General features: G+C 63.4%; 12 protein-coding genes. 2 read left to right on the top strand and 10 right to left on the bottom strand.

Annotated elements, in window-relative coordinates; translation table 11 throughout:
- Positions 1-496: 496 nt before the first annotated feature.
- Positions 497-2152, top strand: coding sequence for an electron transfer flavoprotein-ubiquinone oxidoreductase (locus tag QZ497_RS01235; RefSeq protein WP_295470353.1), 1656 nt, complete (start codon positions 497-499; stop codon positions 2150-2152).
- 36 nt (positions 2153-2188) lie between these two features.
- Here QZ497_RS01235 and QZ497_RS01230 read toward each other — a convergent pair whose 3' ends face one another.
- Positions 2189-3094 carry an AraC family transcriptional regulator gene (locus QZ497_RS01230; RefSeq protein WP_295470350.1) on the bottom strand — a complete coding sequence of 302 codons (906 nt, stop codon included), beginning with the start codon at positions 3092-3094 and terminating at the stop codon, positions 2189-2191.
- A gap of 179 nt (positions 3095-3273) precedes the next feature.
- Here QZ497_RS01230 and QZ497_RS01225 point away from each other — a divergent pair, with 179 nt between their 5' ends.
- Positions 3274-4326: an NAD(P)-dependent alcohol dehydrogenase gene (locus QZ497_RS01225; RefSeq protein ID WP_295470348.1), complete on the top strand. Its 1053-nt coding sequence runs from the start codon at positions 3274-3276 to the stop codon at positions 4324-4326.
- Here QZ497_RS01225 and QZ497_RS01220 read toward each other — a convergent pair whose 3' ends face one another.
- From QZ497_RS01220 to leuD, 9 genes are all read right to left on the bottom strand, one after another.
- Positions 4327-5133, bottom strand: a complete 807-nt coding sequence (locus tag QZ497_RS01220) for an IclR family transcriptional regulator (RefSeq protein ID WP_295470345.1) — start codon at positions 5131-5133, stop codon at positions 4327-4329.
- A gap of 66 nt (positions 5134-5199) precedes the next feature.
- On the bottom strand, positions 5200-6510 hold the full coding sequence (locus QZ497_RS01215) for an MFS transporter (RefSeq protein ID WP_295470342.1): 1311 nt from the start codon (positions 6508-6510) through the stop codon (positions 5200-5202).
- Positions 6511-6560: 50 nt separating this feature from the next.
- Positions 6561-7709, bottom strand: coding sequence for a galactonate dehydratase (dgoD, locus tag QZ497_RS01210; protein ID WP_295470338.1), 1149 nt, complete (start codon positions 7707-7709; stop codon positions 6561-6563).
- A 25-nt stretch (positions 7710-7734) separates the two neighbouring features.
- Positions 7735-8370 carry a 2-dehydro-3-deoxy-6-phosphogalactonate aldolase gene (locus QZ497_RS01205; protein ID WP_295470336.1) on the bottom strand — a complete coding sequence of 212 codons (636 nt, stop codon included), beginning with the start codon at positions 8368-8370 and terminating at the stop codon, positions 7735-7737.
- Position 8371: 1 nt separating this feature from the next.
- Positions 8372-9355 carry a 2-dehydro-3-deoxygalactonokinase gene (locus QZ497_RS01200; protein WP_295470333.1) on the bottom strand — a complete coding sequence of 328 codons (984 nt, stop codon included), beginning with the start codon at positions 9353-9355 and terminating at the stop codon, positions 8372-8374.
- 216 nt (positions 9356-9571) lie between these two features.
- Positions 9572-10684: an aspartate-semialdehyde dehydrogenase gene (gene asd, locus QZ497_RS01195; protein WP_295470330.1), complete on the bottom strand. Its 1113-nt coding sequence runs from the start codon at positions 10682-10684 to the stop codon at positions 9572-9574.
- Positions 10685-10751: 67 nt separating this feature from the next.
- Positions 10752-11834 (bottom strand): 3-isopropylmalate dehydrogenase, encoded by a 1083-nt coding sequence (leuB, locus tag QZ497_RS01190; RefSeq protein WP_295470327.1) that lies wholly within the window; start codon positions 11832-11834, stop codon positions 10752-10754.
- Between the two features lie 63 nt (positions 11835-11897).
- Positions 11898-12662 carry a class I SAM-dependent methyltransferase gene (locus tag QZ497_RS01185; protein WP_295470325.1) on the bottom strand — a complete coding sequence of 255 codons (765 nt, stop codon included), beginning with the start codon at positions 12660-12662 and terminating at the stop codon, positions 11898-11900.
- Positions 12663-12734: 72 nt separating this feature from the next.
- Positions 12735-13376, bottom strand: a complete 642-nt coding sequence (gene leuD / locus QZ497_RS01180; RefSeq protein ID WP_295470323.1) for a 3-isopropylmalate dehydratase small subunit — start codon at positions 13374-13376, stop codon at positions 12735-12737.
- Positions 13377-13381: the final 5 nt, after the last annotated feature.

Below are 13381 nucleotides of genomic sequence, written 5' to 3'. Positions count from 1 at the left end.
AGCTATCTGGGGAGTGCAGGCCCGATGCAACAGCGTACGCACTTCGGCCTGGTATCGATCTAAAGCCGACCAACGACCGGCCGGGTGTGTAAAATGCGCCCTGCCCCATACACGGCTCGGAAAGCCTGCACGGCACCCGCCTTACGCCCGTTACAGGGCTGACCGAATCTTCGCCGGCCTGTGGCGAGTGCGAAACCGCCCGTATCTTGACCGCTCGCCACCAGCCGGTCAATACGACATATCGGCCAGTGATGGGGCGCGCCTCTAGGATTTACAAGGGTTTCGGCCATTTCAAACAAACGTTTGTATTGGACCTGGGAACTGGTGTAGATATAATGCCGTCCATTCAAAAGAGCCTCGAATTCGACGCCCGGCAAGGCGCTTAAGACGCTTTTGCCATCACCGCACGATCCCGCTCTGGCCGGGTCGCCTGTTCGGACGTCGTTTATCGCCAGCGTTCATAACAACACCGTGAGCCATTTGTAGGAGATAGCCTGTGGAACGCGAATACATGGAATTCGACGTGGTCATCGTCGGAGCCGGTCCCTCCGGGCTGTCCGCCGCCTGCCGCCTGAAGCAGAAGGCCGCCGAAGCCGGCCAGGAGATCAGTGTCTGCGTGGTCGAGAAAGGCTCCGAGGTAGGCGCCCACATCCTCTCTGGCGCCGTGTTCGAACCCCGCGCGCTGGAAGAACTCTTCCCTGACTGGAAAGCACTCGGCGCACCGTTGAACACGCCGGTGCTGCGCGACGACATCTATGTGCTGCGCAGCGAGAGCACCTCGTTCAAGGTGCCCGACTTCTTCGTGCCCAAGGCCATGCACAACGAAGGCAACTACATCATCTCCCTGGGCAACCTGTGCCGCTGGCTGGCCCAGCAGGCCGAGAACCTCGGGGTGGAGATCTACCCGGGCTTCACCGCCCAGGAAGTGCTGTTCGACGAAGCGGGCGTGGTGCGCGGCATCATCACCGGCGACCTGGGCGTGGACCGCGAGGGCCAGCCCAAGGACGGCCTGTACACCCCCGGCATGGAGCTGCGCGGCAAGTACACGCTGTTCGCCGAAGGCTGCCGCGGCCATCTGGGCAAGCAACTGATCAAGCGCTTCAATCTCGACAGCGAGGCCGACGTCCAGCACTACGGTATCGGCATCAAGGAACTGTGGGAAATCGACCCGGCCAAGCATGTACCAGGCCTGGTGGTACACACCGCCGGCTGGCCGCTGGACAACGACAACATGGGCGGATCGTTCCTCTACCACCTGGAAAACAACCAGGTAGTGGTCGGCCTGATCATCGACCTGTCGTACAGCAATCCCTACCTGTCGCCCTTCGATGAATTCCAGCGCTACAAGCACCACCCGGTGGCCAGCCAGTACCTGGAAGGCGGCAAGCGCATCAGTTATGGCGCCCGCGCCATCGCCAAGGGCGGCTACAACTCGCTGCCCAAGATGGTCTTCCCCGGCGGCGCACTGATCGGCTGCGACCTGGGCACCCTGAACTTCGCCAAGATCAAGGGCAGCCACACGGCAATGAAGTCCGGCATGCTCGCTGCTGAGGCGGTCGCCACGGCACTGCTGGCCGGCCAGCAAGGCGGTGACGAACTGACCGGTTATGTCGAAGGCTTCAAGGCCAGCTGGCTGCACGACGAGCTGTTCGCCTCGCGCAACTTCGGCCCGGCCATGCACAAGTTCGGCTCGATCGCCGGCGCTGGCTTCGCCTTCCTCGACCAGAACATCTTCGGCGGCAAACTGCCCTTCACCCTGCATGACACCAAACCGGACTACGCCTGCATGAAGCTGGCTTCGGAGTCGAAGAAAATCGACTATCCGAAGCCGGACGGCAAGCTCAGCTTCGACAAGCTCAGTTCGGTGTTCCTCTCCAGCACCAACCATGAAGAAGAACAGCCCTGCCACCTCAAGCTCAGCGACCCGAGCATCCCGATCGCTCGCAACCTGCCGCTCTACGACGAACCGGCGCAGCGTTACTGCCCAGCCGGCGTGTACGAGGTAGTCACCCAGGAAGACGGCGAGAAGCGCTTCCAGATCAACGCCCAGAACTGCGTGCACTGCAAGACCTGCGACATCAAGGACCCTTCGCAGAACATCACCTGGGTCGCTCCGGAAGGCGCTGGCGGCCCTAACTACCCCAACATGTAACCCCCCGACACCCCGCAGCCGCCCAGGCTGCGGGGTTCATGCACCGATGCCCAGCCAACTTGACTCCTGCCCCGGGCTGCGCTCGAAGTAACGCTTGTACTCGCGGCTGAACTGCGAGGCACTCTGATAGCCCACCCTCAAGGCCACCTGAGCCACCCCCATGCCCTCCACCACCAGCAATTGCTGAGCCTTGAGCAGCCGCAAACGCTTGAGGTACTGCACCGGGCTGAGCAGCGTCGTACGCTTGAAGTGCTCATGGAAGCTCGACACGCTCATGTTCGCGCAACGCGCCAGGGTTTCCACGTGCAAGGGCTCGGCGAAATGCTCATGCAGGTAATGGATCGAAGCAGCCACGCGCGCGAAATGCCCCTGCTGCTCGACCAACGCACGCAGCACGCCTGCCTGCGGCCCGCGCAAGGCACTGTAAAGCACGTCACGCACCCTGGCCTGCCCCATGACCCGACACTCCACAGGATCGTGCAGACAGCGCAGCAGACGCTCGACGCTTTCGCGCATGCCCACATCGAACTGCACCGAGGTCATCGACTCCGGCGTCTGCAGATGGCTTTCACCTTCGGCCAGCGGCCCCATGGCCTGCACCAGTTCAGCCAGCAGGTTGCGCTCGATGGTCACCGACACGCCGTACAGCGGCATCTCCGGGGCAGCGAAGGTCTCGCACTTGAAAGGCACCGACAACGCCTGGATCAGGTAATGCCCAGCGCCGTACTCGAAAGAGCGCTGCCCCAGGAACGCCACCTTGCTGCCTTGAGCGACGATCATCAGGCTCGGCTCGTAGATCTGCGGGCTGCTGCCCATATAGCTGAATGCACTGATCAGCCGTACTTCCGGCAACAGGGTGTCGACCCAGCCCGGACGATGCGCCAGAGAGCGGATCAGCGACACCAGGGTGGCGTTTTCATCGAGATGACGGGTCAATTGCATAAGGTGCGCCAGTAGAGGATCAGACAGGCCAATCATCGCAGATCCAAGCTGGGAAAGCCCACTCACGCATCCACTGCTGGAGGATCAGGCATGAATCATGGAGAAATCACCATAGCCCGAGATACCCCTGACGAGGACAATGCGTCGCCTCAACACGCTGTCAATTTGCGAGGTTCCTCATGTATACCGCCATCGGTTACGCCGCCCAGTCGCCCACCACCCCACTGGCGCCGATGACCTTCGAGCGCCGCAGCCTGCGCCCCGACGATGTCGCCATCGAGATCCTCTACTGTGGCGTCTGCCACTCGGACATCCACCAGGCCCGTAATGAATGGGGCATCGCCGTCTATCCGCTGATGCCGGGCCACGAGATCATCGGCCGGGTCACCGCTACCGGTCCGCAAGCTACGCGCTACAAGGCTGGCGACCTGGTCGGTGTCGGCTGCATGGTCGACTCCTGCCGCACCTGCGCCGCCTGCCAGTCGAACCTGGAGCAGTATTGCCTGGAAGGCCCGACCATGACCTACGCCACCCCCGACCGGGTGGACGGCAGCAACACCATGGGCGGCTACTCCAGCAGCATCGTGGTCAGCGAGCACTTCGTGGTGCGCATTCCGGACACCCTCGACCCAGCCGCCGCCGCGCCGATCCTCTGCGCCGGGATCACCACCTACTCGCCACTCAAGCATCATGGCGTGCGCGCCGGCCATAAGGTCGGGGTGCTGGGCATGGGCGGCCTGGGCCATATGGGTATCAAGCTGGCCAAGGCCATGGGCGCCGAAGTCACGCTGTTCACCCGTTCGGCCAGCAAGGCCGCCGAAGCCCGCCGCCAGGGCGCCGATCACGTGATCGTCTCCACCGACGCCGAGCAGATGAAGGCGGCCGCCGGACGCTTCGACTTCCTGCTCGACACCATTCCGGTGCAGCACGACCTGAACCCCTACCTGGAAACCCTGCGCTTCGATGGCGTGCACATTCTGGTCGGCCTGATCGAACCCATCGACCCACCCGTGCATGCCGCCAACCTAGTACTGCAACGTCGCGTGCTGGCCGGCTCGCTGATCGGCGGCGTTGCCGAGACCCAGGAAGTGCTGGATTTCTGCGCCGAGCACCAGATCAGCTGCGACATCGAGATGCTCGACATCCGCAACATCAACCAGGCCTACGAGCGCATGCTGGCCGGTGACGTGAAATACCGCTTCGTCATCGACATGGCGACCCTCAAGGCCTGATCAGCCCGCCCCCAGTTCGGCCGAGAGCTGCGCCGCGATGTCCTTGATCAGCGGCACCAGCTCGGCCATCTTTTCCAGCGGCATGTAAGGCACGGTACTGGCGATGCTGATGCCGGCGACGATCTGCCGGCTGGCATCGCGCACCGGTGCGGCCACGCAACGGATAGACGGCTCGTTGTCTTCAAGGTCGAAGGCATAGCCGCCCTGCACATACTCCTCGCGACGCTGACGCAACTGCTCCCAGGTCTGTGGCTCGTGCGCCGGCACGGCGGCCCGTCCAACGGCAGGCAGGCTGACAGCGAACAGGCGTTGCCACTCATGCTCCGGGCTGTCGAGCAACAGCGCCTTGCCGATACCGGTGCGCACCAGCGGCATGCGATGGCCCACCCGCGAACGCATTTCCGGTCCATTGCGGCCCGGATTCTTGTGCAGGTAAAGCACTTCGTCAGCTTCGCGCACCGCCAGGTGCACGGTGTCCCCAGTCAACTCGGAGAGGCGGTCCAGGTAGGGCCTGGCCAATATGGCCAGAGGCAGCTCCTCCCTGGCCTGAAAGCCCAGCTCGATGAGCTTGGGCCCCAGTAGATAGCCCACCTGTGGCATGACCCGCAGATAACGCTCCTGAACCAGGCAACTGGCAAGGCGGTGAGTGGTACTGCGCGTGGTACCGATGGCGCGGGCGATTTCCTTGAGATCCCGAGCACCAGCGGCCACGGCCTGGACCACGGCCAGGCCACGCACCAGGGTCTGGGTGCCGGCCAAGGCCGGCTCTTTGTCGGGACCTGGGGCCACCGCTGAAACCTTGTCCATATTGCATCTGATCCCATCGAGAAAGCTGGCGGCATTATGGGCGCCCGCCCGGCACAGGACCAGCCATCACAGCTCGATACGTTCCACCTTGCCCACCAGCAGGATGTAGGACAGCGCTCCAAGCAGCGCCAGGCAGGCAATGTAGGTAATGGCCGGTGCGAACGAATCGCCCGAAGCCAGGAAGCCGATCACGATAGGCGTGGCGATGGCCGACAGATTGCCGATGAAGTTGAATGTCCCGCCGGTCAGGCCCAGCAGGCGCGCCGGGGCGATGGTCGAGACCAGCGACCAGGTGATCGAAGCCAGCCCGTTGCCGAAGAACGCCACGGCCATGCAGGCGATCACCAGACCGGTGGAGTCGGCATAGTTGGCACCGATGATGGTCGTGGAGATCAGCAGGCCGGTAATGATCGGCAGCTTGCGCGCCAGCCCGACGCTATGGCCACGGCGGATCAGCCAGTCGGAAAAGAACCCTGAACACAGCACACCGATGAACGCCGCGAGAAACGGCAGCGAAGCCAGCAGGCCGGACTTGATGAAATCCATGCCGCGGTACTTCACCAGGTAGGTAGGGAACCAGGTCAGGAAGAACCACAGCGTCGAGTTGAGGCAGAACTGGCCCAGATAGATGCCCCACAGCTTGCGCCGACTGAGCACGATACCCAGGTCTGCCCAGGCGAAGCCGGTCTTGCGCTGCGCGGTATCGGCCTGGATATCCACCAACCCGCCACCCTCGCGGATCAGCTCGACTTCGGCGGCATTGGCGCCCTTGAAGTCACGGGGCTCGCGATACACCAGGTACCAGATGACACCCCAAAGGATGCCGGCTGCCCCCGTGACCACGAACACCATGTGCCAGCCGTAGCGTGCCTGCAGCCAGGCCAGCAGCGGCGTCAGGAAGGCCAGGCCAACGAACTGGCCGGAGGTGTAGAAGCCGATGGCCGTGGCCCGCTCCCGCTCCGGAAACCAGGAGGTCACCACCCGACTGTTGATCGGATAGGCCGGCGCTTCCAGTGCGCCCACGGCCATGCGCAAGACGAACAGCGCGATGAAGCTGGCGGCAAAACCCAGCAACACCGTGGCCAGCGACCAGGCGATCAGTGCCACGGCATAGAGGATGCGCGGCGGCACCCGATCCACCAGCCAGCCACCAGGCAGTTGCATGGCCGCGTAGGTCCAGCCGAACGCGGAAAAGATCAGCCCGACCTCCACCGGGCTCAAACCCAGCTCGCTGGTCAGCGCCGGCGCGGCGATGGACAGGTTGCTGCGGTCGAGGTAGTTGATGACCACGGTAATGAACAGCAGCACCATGATGAAGTAGCGCTTGCGGGTCGGCGTGGCCAGACCAGCGGCCGAGTCCAGAGTCCGAGTGTGCATGGGGTTCGCCTCTTGTTGGAGTTATCGGAAGGCAGTTAGCGGTCAGCGAGTTACCACTCGGCGAAACTGCCGTCGGCGTGACGCCAGATCGGATTGCGCCAGCGGTGGCCGATGGCGGCTCGCTCACGGACATACTCTTCGTTGATTTCGATACCCAGGCCCGGCCCGTTCGGGATGCGCACCATGCCGTTGTCGTAGTCGAACACCTCGGGATGGCGCACGTAATCGAGCAGGTCATTGCTTTCGTTGTAATGGATGCCCAGGCTCTGCTCCTGAATGAAGGCGTTGTAGCAGGCGGCATCGAGCTGCAGGCAGGCCGCCAGGGCGATAGGCCCCAACGGACAATGCAGGGCCAGGGCCACGTCATAGGCTTCGGCCATGTTGGCGATCTTGCGCGTCTCGGTAATGCCGCCAGCGTGCGAGGCGTCCGGCTGGATAATGTCGACGTACCCTTCACTGAGCACACGCTTGAAGTCCCAGCGCGAGAACAGGCGCTCGCCCAGGGCGATCGGCGTACTGGTCAGCGGCGCCAGCTCCTTGAGCGCTTCGTAGTGTTCGCTGAGCACTGGCTCTTCGATGAACATCAGCTTGAACGGGTCGAGTTCCTTCATCAGCACCTTGGCCATCGGTTTGTGGACCCGGCCATGGAAATCCACGCCGATGCCGACATTGGGCCCGACTGCGTCACGCACGGCAGCAACGCTGGCCAGGGCGCGGTCGACCTTGTCGAAGGTGTCGAGAAATTGCAGTTCTTCGGTACCGTTCATCTTCACTGCGGTAAAGCCACGCGCCACCGCCTCCTGGGCCGCGCGCGCGGTATCGGCCGGCCGGTCGCCGCCGATCCAGGAATACACGCGGATCTTGTCCCGCACCTGGCCGCCAAGCAGGTCGCTGACCGACACCCCCAGGGCCTTGCCCTTGATGTCCCACAAGGCCTGGTCGATTCCGGCCAGGGCACTCATGTGAATCGAGCCGCCGCGGTAGAAGCCGCCGCGGTACAGCACGGTCCAGATATCTTCGATATTGCGCGGATCCTTGCCGATCAGATAATCGGCCAGTTCCTCGACGGCCGCAGCGACAGTGTGCGCACGACCTTCGACCACAGGCTCCCCCCATCCGGTCACGCCCTGGTCGGTCTCGACTTTCAGGAAACACCAGCGTGGCGGAACGATGAAGGTGGTCAGTCGGGTGATTTTCATGGTTGCGTCTCTCTTGTTCTGTGTTTTAGCGACTGCGATGGGTGCGGCCTTGCGTCCAGGCATGGACGTAGGCGCTGGCGCGTCGGGCGACCTCGTCGCGTGTCAGGCCTGGCTTGAACAGGCCCGAGCCGAGACCGAAGCCACGCGCACCGGCGTCCAGCCAGGGCTGCATGTTGTCTGGCGTGATGCCGCCCACCGGCAGCAGCACGGTGCCAGCCGGCAGTACAGCCAGCCAGGCCTTGGCCACCGCCGGGTTGAGCTGCTCGGCCGGGAACATCTTGAGCACATCGGCCCCCTCATCCAGAGCGGCGAAGGCCTCTCCTGGTGTGGCCACACCAGGCGACAGGTACAGGCCTTCAGCCTTGGCTGCGCGCAGCACTTGCGGATCGCTATGGGGCATGACGATCAACTGACCACCGGCCTCCTTGACCTGGCGAGCCTGTGCGGGGTGCAGCACGGTCCCCGCACCGATCAGGCAGTCGGCAGGCAGCAGCCGACGCAGCAGCGTGATGCTGTCCAGCGGCGAGGGTGAATTGAGCGGCACTTCGATAACCCGCAAACCGGCCTCATACAGCACCTCTCCGATGCCAGGTGCCTCTTCGGGACGCAGGCCGCGCAGGATGGCCACCAGACCGTTGCGTTCGAGTGTTTCGACAAGCATGTCAGAGCTCCTTGAGCAGATCGGCAGGTCGCATGGTCAGCAGGCCTGCCTGCCGGGCGACCTGCCACAAGCCGCGCTCGGTGGCCTGTTCGACCAGCGTCACGGCGGGAAACTGGAAGACCTGCAGGGCACGCTGGTAGCGCTTGCACAAGGCATCGCTGCCCACCAGCACGACCTCAGGCAGCGGCACGTCAGGTGCCCGCAGCAGCGCACAGAGGCCCGCCAGCTCATGCCCGACCAGCAGGCCGGAAAGGTAATCGACCTGAGCGCTGCCACTCAGTTGGCCAGTGAGGCCCAGCGTGCGAGTACTGAATATGGTCGCCAGCGGCCCGGCCACGCCCTCGGCAGCGCGTGCCACCGCCACGCCACGGTCGAAGGCGGCTTCATCGAAGCCCGTGGTCGGAGCCATGGTGCGTCCCAGCAGGGTATGCGCGCAGAGCGCCGCGTAGACTTCGCCGGTCATGAAGGTGTCGAAATGCACGATACGTCCCTGCTCCACCCGCACCCACTTGCTGTGGCTGCCGGGCAAGCCGATCAACAGCGGGCCGGCATGCTGGCCCCAGGCTTCGAGGACACCGAGCACCTGGGTTTCTTCGCCGCGCATGACGTTGGGCAGCACCGAAGCCTGGATGACCCCAGGAATGATATGCACGTCGTGGCCACGCCGACTGCGAACCACGGTCAGCGCGGCGCTGAGTGCATGGAGGCTGGCTGGGGTCGACTGGTAGGCGGCTTCACGCCAGCCCTGGGCACTGCCAACCATGCCACAGGCGATCACTGGCAGTTGTGGATCGGCCTGCAGCCAATCGCCAATGGCCTGCTCCAACGCCAGATCAAAACCACTGACCGAAGACGAGCCGGTCGCAGGCAACTGCATGATCCCGGCGCTCAGCGAGCGACGCTCCAGAACCCGGCCTTCGGCGCCCAACCGATAAGCCCGCAGTGAGGTCGTCCCCCAGTCGAGGGCGATGAGTTGCGCTTGCATCGCGACACCTGTTGTTTTTTTTCAGTGAGTGCGAGGCGGACTATAAACCTGCGCGCGCGAATATCTCAATATATAAATTTCAATCCCATATATTGGGATATAGAGAGCTATCTCCATTTGATGTTCCGTTGGCGGAATCACTGAAAAGCTCGCATAAAAAAACCCGCGCCCTGGGAAGGACGCGGGTTTGTCTCAGGCCGCTGGTGCAGCGAGCGATCAGCGCTCCAGCAGAATCCGCAGCATGCGACGCAGCGGCTCGGCAGCGCCCCACAGCAGTTGGTCGCCTACAGTGAAGGCGCCCAGGTACTGCGAACCCATGTTCAGCTTGCGCAGACGGCCAACCGGAACGCTCATGGTACCGGTGACCGCAGTCGGGCTGAGCTCCTTGATGCTGGCTTCACGATGGTTCGGCACCAGCTTGACCCACGGGTTGTGCTGGCTGATCAACGCCTCGATATCGGCGATCGGCACGTCCTTGTTCAGCTTGATGGTCAGCGCCTGGCTGTGGCAGCGCATGGCACCGATACGCACACAGATACCGTCGACCGGGATCGGGTTCTTGAAGCGCCCGAGAATCTTGTTGGTCTCGGCCTGGCCTTTCCACTCTTCACGGCTCTGGCCGTTGGGCAGTTCCTTGTCGATCCAGGGAATCAGGCTGCCGGCCAGTGGCGCACCGAAGTTTTCAGTCGGGAAGGCTTCGCTGCGCATCGCGTCGGCGACCTTGCGGTCGATGTCGAGGATGGCGCTGGCCGGATTGGCCAGGTCGTCGGCCACCGCGCCATTGATGGCACCCATCTGGCGGATCAGCTCGCGCATGTTCTGGGCACCGGCGCCCGAGGCCGCCTGGTAGGTCATGGCGGTCATCCAGTCGACCAGGCCGGCTTCGAACAAACCACCCAGCCCCATCAGCATCAGGCTCACGGTGCAGTTGCCGCCGATGTAGTTCTTGGTACCGGCGTCGAGCTGCTGGTCGATGACCTTGCGGTTGACCGGGTCCAGCACGATCACGGCGTCATCCTGCATGCGCAGGCTGGAGGCCGCGTCGATCCAGTAGCCTTGCCAGCCGGCTTCACGCAGCTTGGGGAATACCTCGTTGGTGTAGTCGCCGCCCTGGCAGGTCAGGATGACATCGAGGGTTTTCAGTTCGTCGATGCTGTACGCATCCTTCAGGGGCGCCACATCCTTGCCTACTGCCGGGGCCTGGCCGCCAACATTGGAAGTGGTGAAGAACACCGGCTCAATGAGGTCGAAGTCCTGTTCTTCAAGCATCCGCTGCATGAGCACGGAACCGACCATGCCACGCCACCCGATCAGACCTACACGTTTCATCGCAACACCTTAGCTAAAAGTGGGACCGCCGCCTTACCCCCTGGCAAACGACGGCGGGCCAGAGAGATTACAGATTTCGCAGCGCCGCGACTACCGCATCGCCCATTTCACGGGTACCAACCTTCTGCTTGCCTTGCGACCAGATGTCGCCGGTGCGCAGGCCCTGGTCCAGCACCAGGCTGACGGCTTTCTCGATGGCATCGGCTGCGTCGCCCAGGTTGAAGCTGTAGCGCAGCATCATCGACACCGAGAGGATGGTCGCCAGCGGGTTGGCGATGCCCTGGCCGGCGATGTCCGGTGCCGAACCGTGGCAAGGCTCGTACATGCCCTTGTTGTTGGCGTCCAGCGAGGCCGACGGCAGCATGCCGATCGAACCGGTGAGCATCGAAGCCTCGTCGGAAAGGATGTCGCCGAACATGTTGTCGGTGACGATCACGTCGAACTGCTTGGGCGCGCGCACCAGTTGCATGGCGGCGTTATCGACGTACATGTGGCTCAGCTCGACATCCGGGTAGTCCTTGGCGACCTGCTCGACCACTTCGCGCCACAACTGGCTGGAAGCCAGGACGTTGGCCTTGTCTACCGAGCACAGCTTCTTGCCGCGTACACGAGCCATGTCGAAACCGACGCGGGCGATGCGGCGGATCTCGCTTTCGCTGTACGGCAGGGTGTCATAGGACTGGCGCTCGCCGTTCTCCAGCTCGCGGGTGCCACGTGGCGCGCCGAAATAGATGCCGCCGGTCAGCTCACGAACGATGAGAATGTCCAGGCCGGAGACGATTTCCGGCTTGAGGCTGGAAGCCTCGGCCAGTTGCGGGTAGAGAATGGCCGGACGCAGGTTGCCGAACAGGCCCAGTTGCGAACGGATCTTCAGCAGGCCGCGCTCAGGACGGATGTCACGCTCGATGGTGTCCCATTTCGGGCCGCCCACGGCGCCCAGCAGCACGGCATCGGCGGCACGCGCACGTTCCAGGGTCTCGTCGGCCAGCGGCACACCGTGCTTGTCGATGGCCGCGCCGCCGATCACGTCGAAGGCCAGCTCGAAGCCCAGGCTGTACTTGTCGTTGGCCAGCTCCAGCACCTTGACCGCCTCGGCCATGATTTCCGGACCGATACCATCACCTGGGAGAATCAGAATCTGCTTGCTCATAACATCCTCGATTGTGTGCGCTGCACGGCGCGCCTCCTGAGGACGCCGCCGGCAGCCAGAAACTTATCGTTCGGCCCACAGCACCAGAACATCGGTGCTGAACGAGCCGTCTTGCCTGATCTCGAAGTATTCGCGCACTTCCGCGCCCATGGCCTGCTGCAATTCGCGAATCGCCGTGCGCAACGCCTCGGGTGTGCGCATGCGCTCGACCCAGGAGCCGAACTCCAGATGCAGGCGCTGGCGGCTGTGACTGCGGGCGAACAGCCCCGCTTCGCTGACCTGCTGCAGCCATTCGGCGGCCGAGTAGTCGCGTACGTGGCTGGTATCACGCAACACCTCGACGCTCTGCAGATAGGTATCCAGCAATGGACTGCCTGGCGACATCACGTCGATGAAAGCCGCCACGCCACCCGGCTTGAGCACCCGACGCACTTCGCGCAGGGCCAACCCCAGGTCGCTCCAGTGGTGCGCCGAGTAGCGGCTGAACACGAAATCGAACTCGGCGTCGGCGAACGGCAGCCGCTCGGCGGCGCCGCACTGCGTCCGCACGTTGGGCAGGCCACGCTCCTGGGCGGCAGCGGCGACCACGTCGAGCATCGCCTGCGAGAGATCATACGCCACCACCTCGCCTACCGACGCGGCAACGTTGAAGCTGACATGCCCGGCACCACAGCCCAGGTCCAGCACCCGCGCATCGGCGCGGCCAGCCACTTCGGCCTGCAGCAGGGCGAATTCGCTGCCTTGCGCATGCACGGAGCTGTTGAGGTAAGCACTGGCCTGTTCACCGAACTGGCGCTGAACGACCTGGGTATGGGCGGAGCCTGTCATCTTGGAGATCCTTGAAAAGAGTCACATCAGGAGCGGCTTCGATTGCGAAGCCGCTCTGCGATCAAGCCTGGATCAGTCGCGAAACAGCCACGGCTGAGTGGCGCGGTGCTTGGCTTCGAAAGCCTGGATCGCCTCGGCGTCGACCAGGGTCAGGCCGATGTCGTCCAGCCCGTTGAGCAGGCAGTGCTTGCGGAAGGCGTCGACTTCGAAGCTGTAGGTCTTGCCGTCAGGACGAGTCACGGTCTGCGCCTGCAGGTCGATGCTCAACTGGTAACCCGGTTCGGCCTCGACCTGCTTGAACAGTTCGTCGACTTCCGCGTCGCTGAGGATGATCGGCAACATGCCGTTCTTGAAGCTGTTGTTGAAGAAGATGTCGGCGTAGCTCGGCGCGATGATCGCGCGAAAGCCGTACTCTTCCAGTGCCCATGGTGCGTGCTCGCGGCTGGAGCCGCATCCGAAGTTCTCACGGGCCAGCAGGATGCTAGCGCCCTGATAGCGGGCATGGTTGAGCACGAAGTCCGGGTTCACCGGCCGCTTGGAGTTGTCCTGGTAAGGCTGGCCGACATCCAGGTAGCGCCACTCGTCGAACAGGTTCGGACCGAAGCCGGTGCGCTTGATCGACTTGAGAAACTGCTTGGGGATGATCTGGTCGGTATCGACATTGGCACGGTCCAGCGGCGCCACGAGGCCGTTGAGCTGGGTAAAGGCTTTCATGCTGG

The organism is uncultured Pseudomonas sp. (assembly GCF_913777995.1).
Taxonomy (GTDB): Bacteria; Pseudomonadota; Gammaproteobacteria; order Pseudomonadales; family Pseudomonadaceae; genus Aquipseudomonas.
This window is presented reverse-complemented; position numbering and strand designations above follow the sequence as displayed.

Bases quoted from the DNA above. Each gene is read 5' to 3' on its own strand.
- dgoD (WP_295470338.1), bottom strand. From the start codon at position 7,709: ATGAAAATCACCCGACTGACCACCTTCATCGTTCCGCCACGCTGGTGT.
- QZ497_RS01185 (WP_295470325.1), bottom strand. From the start codon at position 12,662: ATGACAGGCTCCGCCCATACCCAGGTCGTTCAGCGCCAGTTCGGTGAA.
- QZ497_RS01205 (WP_295470336.1), bottom strand. From the start codon at position 8,370: ATGCTTGTCGAAACACTCGAACGCAACGGTCTGGTGGCCATCCTGCGC.
- QZ497_RS01225 (WP_295470348.1), top strand. From the start codon at position 3,274: ATGTATACCGCCATCGGTTACGCCGCCCAGTCGCCCACCACCCCACTG.
- QZ497_RS01200 (WP_295470333.1), bottom strand. From the start codon at position 9,355: ATGCAAGCGCAACTCATCGCCCTCGACTGGGGGACGACCTCACTGCGG.
- leuB (WP_295470327.1), bottom strand. From the start codon at position 11,834: ATGAGCAAGCAGATTCTGATTCTCCCAGGTGATGGTATCGGTCCGGAA.
- QZ497_RS01230 (WP_295470350.1), bottom strand. From the start codon at position 3,094: ATGCAATTGACCCGTCATCTCGATGAAAACGCCACCCTGGTGTCGCTG.
- asd (WP_295470330.1), bottom strand. From the start codon at position 10,684: ATGAAACGTGTAGGTCTGATCGGGTGGCGTGGCATGGTCGGTTCCGTG.
- QZ497_RS01215 (WP_295470342.1), bottom strand. From the start codon at position 6,510: ATGCACACTCGGACTCTGGACTCGGCCGCTGGTCTGGCCACGCCGACC.
- QZ497_RS01220 (WP_295470345.1), bottom strand. From the start codon at position 5,133: ATGGACAAGGTTTCAGCGGTGGCCCCAGGTCCCGACAAAGAGCCGGCC.
- leuD (WP_295470323.1), bottom strand. From the start codon at position 13,376: ATGAAAGCCTTTACCCAGCTCAACGGCCTCGTGGCGCCGCTGGACCGT.